The following is a 10,036-nucleotide window of genomic DNA, read 5'->3' on the forward strand; positions in this document are numbered from 1 at the left end:
GGCCTCAGCTGCCGAGGAGACGATGAGCATGTCAGCCACCCCCGCCGGATCGCCCGCCCCGGCGCCGCCGGATCCGTTCGCGGTGATCCGCACGCGTGGGTACGCCGTTCTGCTGGTGATGACGGCGCTCCTCGGCATCCCGATCGCCGCGGCGGCCTTCGGATTCCTCGCGCTCGTGTCCGAACTCCAGTCGCTGACCTACACCGACCTTCCCCGAGCGCTCGGCTTTCACCGAACGCCGTCGTGGTGGCCCATCCCCCTCCTGGCCTTCGCCGGGCTGCTGGTGGCGCTGACGATCCGCCACCTGCCGGGCGAGGCCGGGCACAAGCCCGCCGAAGGCCTCGTCGCCACCGGCACGCCGAAGCCCGTCGACCTCCCCGGTATCGCACTCGCGGCGGCGGCCTCGTTGGGCGCGGGCGTGGTACTCGGTCCCGAGGCGCCCCTCATCGCGCTGGGCGGTGGCCTGGCCGTGTTCTTCGGCCGGGCGATGAAGCGGGGCATGCAGCCCGAGGCGATGGCCGTGTTGGGCGCCGCCGGAAGCTTCGCGGCCGTCAGCACGCTGCTCGGCTCGCCGCTGCTCGGCGCCTTCCTCCTGATGGAGGCGGCCGGTCTCGGCGGGGCGATGATGGCGATCGCCCTGGTGCCGGGCCTTCTCTCGGCCGGTATCGGCGCGCTCTTCTTCACCGGTCTGGGGTCGTGGACGGGCCTGGGCACCTTCTCACTGGTCCTCCATCAAGTACCGCAGGCCGCGCGCCCGGACCTCGCCGGGTTCGGCTGGGCCGTCGTCATCGGGGCGGTGGCCGCCCTCGGCGGGACCGGGATCCGGCGGATGGGCCTGTTCCTCCAGCGACGGGTCGAACGCCGACGGGTGCCGGTCACCGTCCTGGTCGGCGCACTCGTGGGCGTGGTCGCGCTGGTGTACGCCGAGTCGACGGGCAAGGAAGCGTCCGAGATCCTCTACTCCGGCCAGGACGCGCTCGGGCCGCTGCTGGCGGACCACGCGGGCTACTCGGTGGGGGCCCTGGTTCTCCTCGTGCTCTGCAAGGCGCTCGCCTACTCCCTGTCCCTCAGCGGCTTCCGCGGCGGCCCGGTCTTCCCCTCCATGTTCGTGGGAGCGGCGCTCGGCCTGGCCATGGCGCAGCTGCCCGGGCTGGACGTGACCTCCGGCTTCGCCATGGGTGTCGGTGCGATGTGCGTGGCGATGCTGAAGCTGCCGATGACCTCCGTGTTGCTGGCCACCCTTCTCCTGGGGACGCAGGGCCTCACCGTGATGCCGGTCGTGATCGTCGCGGTCGTGGTGTCCTACGTCCTCACCATCCGGCTCTCCCCGGCCCCCGCGCCGAAGCCCGCCCCGACACCGGCGTCCCCGTAGTCGCCGCCCGCACCCGTCCGCTCCGCCCGCACCGTCCGTTCGCCCGCACCCCGACCTGGAGGCTCGATGCCCGAGAGCCCGACCGGACAGCAGTTCCTGCTGCGCAGCGGTGAGCACAGCGCCGTCGTGGTGGAGCTCGGAGCCGGGCTGCGCGACTACACGGTCGGCGCGCGGCGCGTCCTGGACGGCTACACCGCCGATGAGCCGATCACGGGGGGTCGTGGGCAGCTCCTCGTACCCTGGCCGAACCGCGTCAGCGGCGGACGGTACGACTGGAAGGGTGAGGAGCTCCGGCTCCCGCTGACCGAACCGGAGGCCGGCAACGCCATTCACGGGCTGCTCCGCTGGGCCTCGTGGGAGCCGCTGGAGCGCGCCGAGGACCGGATCCTGCTCGGGACCACCCTCTTCCCGCAGCCCGGCTACCCGTTCCACCTCGGCGTCCGTGCGGAGTACGCGCTCGGGTCCGAGGGGCTGGCGGTGGCCGTGACGGCCCGCAACCTCGGTGGGAGCGCCGCGCCCTATGGGGTCGGCCAACACCCCTACCTGACGGTGGGCACCGAACAGGTCGACGAGGCCGTGGTGACCCTCCCGGCCCGGGCGTGGCTGCCGCCCGCCGATCAGGGGGCGCCCGTCACTCCGCGACCCGTGGAGGGTACCGAGTACGACTTCCGTACGCCGCGCGTGCTCGGCCCGCAGCACCTGGACACCCCGTTCTCCGAACTGGAACGGAACTCCGCCGGCCGGGCCGTGGTGCGCCTGGCGCACCCCTCGGGTTCCCACGGCAGCGATCTGTGGCTGGGCGAGGGGGCGGCGTACCTCCAGGTGTACACCGGTGACACCCTGCCCGTCCCGGACCGGCGGCGAGGCCTCGCGGTGGAGCCCATGTCCTGCCCGCCCGACGCGTTCCGGAGCGGGTCCGGCCTGGTGGAGCTCGCGCCCGGCGACCTCCACACGTTCCGCTGGGGGCTCACTCCCTGGACCGCGGCCCGCTGAGGTGCCTCGGGTGCGGGGTGTCGCTCCTCTTGTCCACCCGTGTGACGCTCGCTCGCGCCCTGCGGTCCCAGACGGATCGGTCGCGTTAAGTTGCCCTCATGACAACGCGACCTGGCCCTCGCGGCGCGGCCGATTCGGGCGATGTCCACGAGGCGCGTCTGGCCATCGACGCCTTCCTCGCGCGGACGTCACCGGAGCAGGACGGGAGCCTCACCGGTCCGGGAGGCGTGGGGCCGGGGGCGGATCTGGAACGTTGGCGTACGACCGGCCTCATCGACGACCGGGTGGCGGAGCAGGTCGCCCGCGAGGCCTGGGACGCGGTACAGGAAGCCACCCCGCCCCGCCCGACCCGGAAACGGACGCGGAACCGATTGAGCAGGGCCGGCCGTCGCCGGAACTCGCCGAGCGCCACCGTCGGGCCGTGTCGATCGCACGTGGCCTGCTGGAACTCGGCCACCACCTCGACGAGACGTTGCGGCCCGGCCCGGACATGGCGGCGGGATAGCCGGCTCGGCCCCCGGCTCGACCCCCTGGTTCGACCAGCCGGCTCGACTACCTGATGCGACGACAGCCCCCTCCTGACCCCGGACTCCCCGGCCCTGACGGAGTCGGACCCGACAGCGGTCAGCCTTGCCGCGCGTCGCAAGCGCAGGAGGGGCACAGCCCCCGGTAGGTGATCTCGACCTCCGACACCGTGAAGCCGAAACTCTCTTCAGGGGACAGGACGGCCGGTGTGCCGGTCACGTGAACGTCGCGGATGATGCCGCAGCCGGAGCACACCAGGTGCTGGTGCGGATGGTGCGCGTTGGGATCGAAGCGTTTCGCGCGACCGTTGACGGAGACCTCCACCACCTCGCCGAGCGCCACCAGCTCGCCCAGGGTGTTGTAGACGGTCGCCCGGGCGATCTCGGGCAGCCGCTCGACCGCGCGGGCGTGTAGCTCGTCGGCCGTGAGGTGCACGTGATCGCCGTCGAGGACTTCCGCGACGACACGCCGCTGCGAAGTCATCCGCCAGCCGCGCCCTCTCAGCCGCTCCAACAAGTCACTCATATCGGCACACCTTTCAGGCTCGGCGGGACAAAGGAAGTCTAGCCACCGGCCGTACGGATCCTCGCGTGCCGGAAGGCATTGGGGGCGTTGGGAACGGTTCCATGTCACCCGGCCGCTCTTCTCATTCCCGCTTTTCATATCAGAGGGGCTCGATTCTCCTTTCGACTGCTTGTTGTGCGGAGGTGCCCCGCGTGTTCTCGTAACGGCGAGCTCTCCGGTGCGCGACCATACGGACGCGCCGACACACGCTCGATCATCGGCGTCGTTCGTGTCACAAAGCGCCAAGGGCAAAGCAGCCAGCCGAGGGAAACACCGACACAGGAAGAAGGACGGACGTGTCCGGCAGCGACAGCGAGAACCCAGTAATTCCTGCCCCGACTCCCGCGCCGAATCGCCCCAGGTCGAATCGTGACTGGTGGCCGAATCAGCTGGATCTTCAGGTTCTGCACCAGCATTCGCCTCAGGCCAATCCGATGGACGAGGGCTTCAGTTACGCGGAGGAATTCGCGACCCTGGACGTCGACGCGCTGAAGCAGGACGTCTTCGAGGTGATGACGGCGTCGCAGGATTGGTGGCCCGCCGATTACGGCCACTACGGGCCGCTCTTCATCCGGATGAGTTGGCACTCCGCGGGAACGTACCGCATCGCGGACGGCCGGGGCGGGGGCGGAGCAGGCGCTCAGCGCTTCGCCCCCCTCAACAGCTGGCCGGACAACGCGAGCCTCGACAAGGCGCGCCGTCTGCTCTGGCCCGTCAAGCAGAAGTACGGCCGGAAGATCTCGTGGGCCGACCTCCTGGTGTTCGCCGGCAACTGCGCCATGGAGTCGATGGGGTTCAAGACGTTCGGCTTCGCCTTCGGCCGGGAGGACATCTGGGAGCCGGAGGAGATCTTCTGGGGGCCCGAGGACACCTGGCTCGGTGACGAGCGCTACAGCGGCGACAGGGAACTCACCGGTCCTTTCGGGGCCGTGCAGATGGGGCTGATCTACGTCAATCCGGAAGGCCCCAACGGCAACCCGGATCCGGTGGCTGCCGCCAGGGACATTCGCGAGACCTTCGGGCGCATGGCGATGAACGACGAGGAGACCGCCGCGCTGATCATCGGCGGTCACACGTTCGGCAAGTGCCACGGTGCGGTCGGCGCCGAGTACATCGGCCCCGAGCCCGAGGCGTGCCCGATCGAGGCGCAAGGCATCGGCTGGAGGAACACCCACGGCAGCGGCGTGGGCGTCGACGCGCTCACCAGCGGGCTGGAAGGTGCGTGGACCTCCGAGCCGACGAAGTGGGACAACGGCTACCTGGACAACCTGTTCCGGTACGACTGGGAGCTGACGACGAGCCCGGCCGGCGCGAAGCAGTGGACGCCCACGGATCCCTCGGCCCGGGACACCGTGCCGGACGCTCACGATCCGTCGAAGCGGCACGCTCCCATGATGCTGACGACGGACCTCGCGCTGAAACTGGACCCGATCTACGGGCCGATCGCGAAGTCCTTCCACGAGAACCCGGACAAGCTCGCGGAGGCGTTCGCCAAGGCCTGGTTCAAGCTGTTGCACCGCGACATGGGTCCGCTGTCGCGGTACCTCGGACCGTGGATCCCCGAGCCGCAGCTGTGGCAGGACCCCGTCCCCGAGGTCGATCACGCGCTGGTGTCGGACGCGGACGTCGTCGACCTCAAGGGCCGGATCCTCGCTTCGGGGCTGTCCGTCTCCCAGTTGGTGAGCACCGCCTGGGCGTCGGCGGCGAGCTTCCGCGGGACCGACAAGCGGGGTGGGGCCAACGGGGCGCGGATCCGGCTCGCGCCGCAGAAGGACTGGGAGGTCAATGACCTGCCCGAGGTGGCCGAGGTGTTGCGGACCCTTGAGGGGATCCAGCAGGAGTTCAACGGCTCCCGGACGGACGGAACGAAGGTTTCGCTCGCCGACCTGATCGTCCTGGGCGGCTGCGCGGCCGTCGAGCGGGCCGCGAAGAACGCCGGGCACGACATCGTCGTCCCGTTCGCGGCGGGTCGTACGGACGCCTCGCAGGAGCAGACCGACGTGGAGACGTTCGCCGTGCTCGAACCGAAGGCGGACGGGTTCCGCAACTATCTCCCGGCGGGAGAGAAGTTGTCGCCGGAGACGCTTCTGCTGGACCGCGCCAACCTGTTGAACCTGACCGCACCCGAGATGACGGTCCTGATCGGCGGCATGCGGGCCCTGAACACCGGCTTCAAGCAGGTCCGGCACGGCGTCTTCACCGACCGCCCGGAGACGTTGACCAACGACTTCTTCGTCAACCTGCTCGACATGGGCACGGTGTGGAAGGCGTCGGAGTCGGCGGAGAACGTGTTCGAGGGTCGGGATCACACGACGGGTGAGACCAAGTGGACCGCCACCGCGGTCGATCTCGTCTTCGGTTCGCACGCGCAGCTCCGGGGGATCGCGGAGGTGTACGCGTCGAAGGACGCGGGTGAGAAGTTCACGCGTGATTTCGTCGCGGCGTGGAACAAGGTCATGAACCTCGACCGGTTCGACCTCGTCTGATCGCGGTATGCCGGTCGGCCGCCCGGCGGCCGACCGGCACCGCGGCGGTTGGCACACCCGCGGCCGGCCTGCCGGGGCGTGAACGGCCCTCCGTTCGGGACGAGTTCGACAGGGAAGGAACCCGATGGACACAGGAGACAGCGGCGACCGGACAGCGGATCGACTCCCGCAGCAGGGGCGGCCGACCGGCGGCAGGACGGGGTGCTCGTCATGAGTTACGTGAACCCTGGCGGCTCGTACAAGCGGGACAGCCGCTACCTCACCGATCGGATCACCGCGGACGGGAGCGAGGGCTTCCCCGTCGAACCGGGCCGCTACCGGCTCGTGGTGAGCCGGGCCTGTCCTTGGGCGAGCCGCGCGATCATCGTGCGCCGGCTCCTCGGGCTGGAGAACGCGCTGCCGATGGCCGTGGCCGGTCCGACCCACGACGAGCGGAGTTGGACGTTCGACCTGGACCCCGGGGGCCGCGATCCCGTACTCGGAATCGCGCGGCTGCAAGAGGCGTACTTCGCCCGCGACCCCGGATACGACCGCGGCATCACCGTGCCGGCGATCGTGGACGTGCCGACGGGCAAGGTGGTGACCAACGACTTCGCCCGGATCACCCTCGACATGTCGCTGGAATGGGCCGCGCACCACCGCGAGGGCGCGCCCGCGCTGTACCCCCCGCAACTGCGCCCTGAGATCGACTCCGTGAACGAGGAGATCTACCAGGACGTGAACAACGGGGTCTACCGCGCCGGCTTCGCCGGATCCCAGGAGGCGTACACCACCGCGTACGAGCGCCTGTTCGCCCGCCTCGACCGGCTCACGGACCGACTCACCACGTCCCGGTACCTCGTCGGGAACACCGTCACCGAAGCCGATGTCCGGCTGTTCACGACCCTCGTCCGCTTCGACGCGGTGTACCACGGCCATTTCAAGTGCAACCGGCAGAAGCTGTCCGAGATGCCGGTCCTCTGGGCCTACGCCCGCGACCTGTTCCAGACTCCCGGATTCGGCGACACGGTCGACTTCGACCACATCAAACGTCACTACTACCTGGTCCACCGGGACATCAACCCGACCGGCATCGTGCCCGCCGGTCCGGACCTGACGGGCTGGCTCACGCCCCACGACCGGTCGTCGCTGGGCGGCAGCCCCTTCGGGCAGGGCACCCCGCCCGGGCCGGTCGTACCGCGGGAAGCCGTCCCGGTCGAACACACGCCGCAGGCACGCTGACCTTCGGGCCGTGCTCGTGCACCCGGTGCGGCCTTGTCGCGCCACGTGACGCTTCCCCGGCGCGGTCGTGGGCAGACGCGGGACAAACACCCGCCGAAGGGACGCCCATGCTCATCGCCGTGATAGTGCTCCTGCCCGCTCTCCTGTGCGGTGTTCTCGCGCTCGGCAGGTACGAGGAGCTCCTCCTCGGATCCTCCGCGGACGAGGTCCCGGAGCTCCGCCTCGGGTCGTCGGCGGACGATCTCCCCTCGCCACCGGCAGCCGCTCGGCCGGCCGAGGTGGCACCCGTGGCGGCGCGTCCCGCCCGGCACCGTGCGTCCGGTCGGCACTCCAGGCACGGGGCGCGTCCCGCCCGACTCGGCGCATAGGCCCCCGGCAGCCTCAGGGCGTGGGGGTGCTCGCGCTCCCGCAGGACTCGCTCATGCATCCGAGGCACTCGGCGGGACCGCCACACCGTAAAGCACCCAAAGGAATCCTTATGGCATGCGCATGTTGCTAGGATCGCGCTTATGGATGGCATCTCGATGAAGACGATCGGCCTGCTCGGCGGGATGAGCTGGGAATCGACGGCCCAGTACTACCGGTTGCTGAACGAGTTCACCCGCGAGCGGCTCGGTGGGCTCCACTCGGCGCGCTGCGTGCTGTACTCCGTGGACTTCGCGGAGATCGAACAGCTTCAGGTGCAAGGCCGCTGGGACGAGGCGGGCGAGGTGCTGGCCTCCGCCGCCCGGTCATTGGAGGCGGCGGGCGCCGACCTCGTACTCCTGTGCACGAACACGATGCACAAGGTCGCCGACCAGGTGCAGGCGGCCGTCTCGGTTCCGCTGTTGCACCTGGCCGACGCCACCGCGGAAGCGGTGCGGGCTCAAGGCCTGCGCCGGGTCGGCCTGCTGGGAACGGCGTTCACGATGGAGCAGGACTTCTACCGGGGGCGGCTCGCGGCGGGTGGGCTGGACGTGTCCGTGCCGGATGCCGACGGGCGGGCCCTGGTGCACCGGGTGATCTACGAGGAGCTGTGCCTCGGAGTCGTGCGGGAGGAATCGCGGACCGCGTACCGCGAGGTCATCGCGAGCCTCGTGGCGGCCGGCGCCGAGGGAATCGTCCTCGGCTGTACCGAGATCGAACTGCTGGTGGGCACGGAGGACAGCCCGGTCCCCGTGTACCCCACGGCGCGGATCCACGCGGCGGCCGCCGTGGACGCCGCCCTGGACCAAGAGCTGCCCCGCGACTGAGCGACGATCCACCTGCCACGTCGGGACGTCGGGAACGCCCCGGAAATCATGATGCGCCGCCGCCTGCTCGCGGTTACCCTTCCTCGTCGCGAACAGGCCACGGAGGTCCCTCATCATGAGCAGCACCACATCGTCGTTTCCCGAGCGGATCGAGCTTTCGGGAGAAGGTCTCGTCCTGCGCGACTGGACGGAGACGGACCTGGACACGATGCCCGGGCTCTTCGACCACCCCGACATCGCGTACTGGACACCGATCGTGTCCCCCTTCGACGAAGCGGCCGCCCACGCCCGCCTGGGTCGGGCCCGGCAACTGCGGGCGGAAGGCTCGACGATCCTTCTCGCCATCACCGTCGACGGCGGTGCGGCGCTCGGCGAGGTGATGCTGCGGCGCGCCCCCGAGGGAACCGAGATCGGTTACGCGATCGGCCCGGCACACCGCGGCCAGGGACTGGCCGCGCGCGCGGTACGGGTGATGTCCGCCTACGCCTTCGAGCAACTGGGCACGGAGCAACTGATCTTGGAGCTGGAGGCCGAGAACGGCGCCAGCGTCGGCGTGGCCACCAAGGCCGGCTTTCGCCTGCTCGACGTACCGCTGATCACCGGTGAGGAGAAGGGTCGGCCCTACAGCCTGCAGACGTGGGGGCTCCCCCGCCCCTGACGCGCCGGATCAGGGACGTCTTTCAGGGGCCGTATACCCCTTCCCACCTGGGGTTTCTGCGTCGGGAGATGCGGGTGGGCAGACCTCGGCGCAGACTCGGGTCTTGGAGGTCCAGCGGCCATGTGGCTGCTGGACTCCCCGCTTCCAGCCGAGCGAAGGAAGGTACCCCATGGCTTCCGGATCTGGTCGAATACAGCGTCGGTGCACCATCGCCTGCGCGTCTTCCCTGCTGGTACTCGCGGGAACCGTCGGCGCCACCACAGCGGCCGCCGCGGCCCCGTCCGCCCGCTCTGGCGCACAGACCGTACTCCCGGCCGCAAGCGACCCGGGCAAGATCCTCGAACTGGTCAACAAGGCACGCGCCGAGGCCGGCTGCGAGCCCCTGACGGTCGACCCGAAGATCGCTGCGGCAGCGCAGGAGTACGCCAACGACACGACGACCAACCACACGGGCTCGGACGGGTCCAGCATCAAAGACCGGCTGACGAAGGCCGGCGCGACGTTCACCACCGGCTCCGAGAACATCGCCTGGGGCAGCGGGGACGAGAAGACGCACGTGGACGGCTGGCTGAAGAGCGCCGCCCACGCGGGCGCCATCAAGAACTGCAACTTCAAGAAGACGGGCGTTGCCGTGTCCGGTGACAGGATCGTCCAGGTCTTCACGGACTGACCCCGCCTCCCGCGCACCCCACCCGAGCGCGGACTGACGCCGTACCGCGACCGCGGTACGGCGTCAGTCCGTGGGGCGACGCCTCGCCCGTGAAAGCAGCCGGCCGAAGAGCGGCGACCGCACACGCAAAGACGCCCGGCTGGGAGATCCCGGCCGAGCGTTCTCGTGCGTCTGCTGCCCGCTGGTGGCTTAGTGGTCTGCGTCGTAAGTCCTTCGGGGGTTGATCACGCGGCCTTGGCGGCGGAGGATTCTTCTGGGTGATCGGCGGTGTGCTGGTCGAGCCTGGCCAGGAGATCGTCCAGGTCGGAGGTGGTG

Annotated in this window: 8 protein-coding genes; 7 read left to right on the plus strand and 1 reads right to left on the minus strand. The window is 70.1% G+C overall.

The window, feature by feature from the left end; all coding sequences use genetic code 11:
• Positions 1 to 28: 28 nt before the first annotated feature.
• Positions 29 to 1,372 (plus strand): chloride channel protein, encoded by a 1,344-nt coding sequence (locus OTB19_RS17595; RefSeq protein WP_267799209.1) that lies wholly within the window; start codon positions 29 to 31, stop codon positions 1,370 to 1,372.
• Between the two features lie 66 nt (positions 1,373 to 1,438).
• Entirely contained in the window at positions 1,439 to 2,365 is a 927-nt protein-coding gene (locus tag OTB19_RS17600) for an aldose 1-epimerase family protein (protein WP_267799210.1), read from the plus strand.
• Positions 2,366 to 2,989: 624 nt separating this feature from the next.
• Here OTB19_RS17600 and OTB19_RS17605 read toward each other — a convergent pair.
• Positions 2,990 to 3,415: a Fur family transcriptional regulator gene (locus OTB19_RS17605; RefSeq protein WP_267799211.1), complete on the minus strand. Its 426-nt coding sequence runs from the start codon at positions 3,413 to 3,415 to the stop codon at positions 2,990 to 2,992.
• Between the two features lie 335 nt (positions 3,416 to 3,750).
• On the opposite strand from OTB19_RS17605, the gene katG reads away from it, so the two are divergent.
• From katG to OTB19_RS17630, 5 genes are all read left to right on the plus strand, one after another.
• Positions 3,751 to 5,940 carry a catalase/peroxidase HPI gene (gene katG, locus OTB19_RS17610; RefSeq protein WP_267799212.1) on the plus strand — a complete coding sequence of 730 codons (2,190 nt, stop codon included), beginning with the start codon at positions 3,751 to 3,753 and terminating at the stop codon, positions 5,938 to 5,940.
• 210 nt (positions 5,941 to 6,150) lie between these two features.
• Entirely contained in the window at positions 6,151 to 7,161 is a 1,011-nt protein-coding gene (locus tag OTB19_RS17615) for a glutathione S-transferase family protein (protein ID WP_267799213.1), read from the plus strand.
• 524 nt (positions 7,162 to 7,685) lie between these two features.
• Positions 7,686 to 8,393: an aspartate/glutamate racemase family protein gene (locus tag OTB19_RS17620; protein WP_267799220.1), complete on the plus strand. Its 708-nt coding sequence runs from the start codon at positions 7,686 to 7,688 to the stop codon at positions 8,391 to 8,393.
• A 115-nt stretch (positions 8,394 to 8,508) separates the two neighbouring features.
• Positions 8,509 to 9,051: a GNAT family N-acetyltransferase gene (locus OTB19_RS17625; protein ID WP_267799214.1), complete on the plus strand. Its 543-nt coding sequence runs from the start codon at positions 8,509 to 8,511 to the stop codon at positions 9,049 to 9,051.
• A gap of 169 nt (positions 9,052 to 9,220) precedes the next feature.
• On the plus strand, positions 9,221 to 9,721 hold the full coding sequence (locus tag OTB19_RS17630; protein ID WP_267799215.1) for a CAP domain-containing protein: 501 nt from the start codon (positions 9,221 to 9,223) through the stop codon (positions 9,719 to 9,721).
• Positions 9,722 to 10,036: the final 315 nt, after the last annotated feature.

Source organism: Streptomyces sp. H27-H5, from assembly GCF_026627505.1.
Taxonomy (GTDB): domain Bacteria; phylum Actinomycetota; class Actinomycetes; order Streptomycetales; family Streptomycetaceae; genus Streptomyces.

Bases quoted from the DNA above. Each gene is read 5' to 3' on its own strand.
- OTB19_RS17630 (WP_267799215.1), top strand. From the start codon at position 9,221: ATGGCTTCCGGATCTGGTCGAATACAGCGTCGGTGCACCATCGCCTGC.
- OTB19_RS17600 (WP_267799210.1), top strand. From the start codon at position 1,439: ATGCCCGAGAGCCCGACCGGACAGCAGTTCCTGCTGCGCAGCGGTGAG.
- OTB19_RS17595 (WP_267799209.1), top strand. From the start codon at position 29: ATGTCAGCCACCCCCGCCGGATCGCCCGCCCCGGCGCCGCCGGATCCG.
- OTB19_RS17625 (WP_267799214.1), top strand. From the start codon at position 8,509: ATGAGCAGCACCACATCGTCGTTTCCCGAGCGGATCGAGCTTTCGGGA.
- OTB19_RS17605 (WP_267799211.1), bottom strand. From the start codon at position 3,415: ATGAGTGACTTGTTGGAGCGGCTGAGAGGGCGCGGCTGGCGGATGACT.
- OTB19_RS17615 (WP_267799213.1), top strand. From the start codon at position 6,151: ATGAGTTACGTGAACCCTGGCGGCTCGTACAAGCGGGACAGCCGCTAC.
- OTB19_RS17620 (WP_267799220.1), top strand. From the start codon at position 7,686: ATGAAGACGATCGGCCTGCTCGGCGGGATGAGCTGGGAATCGACGGCC.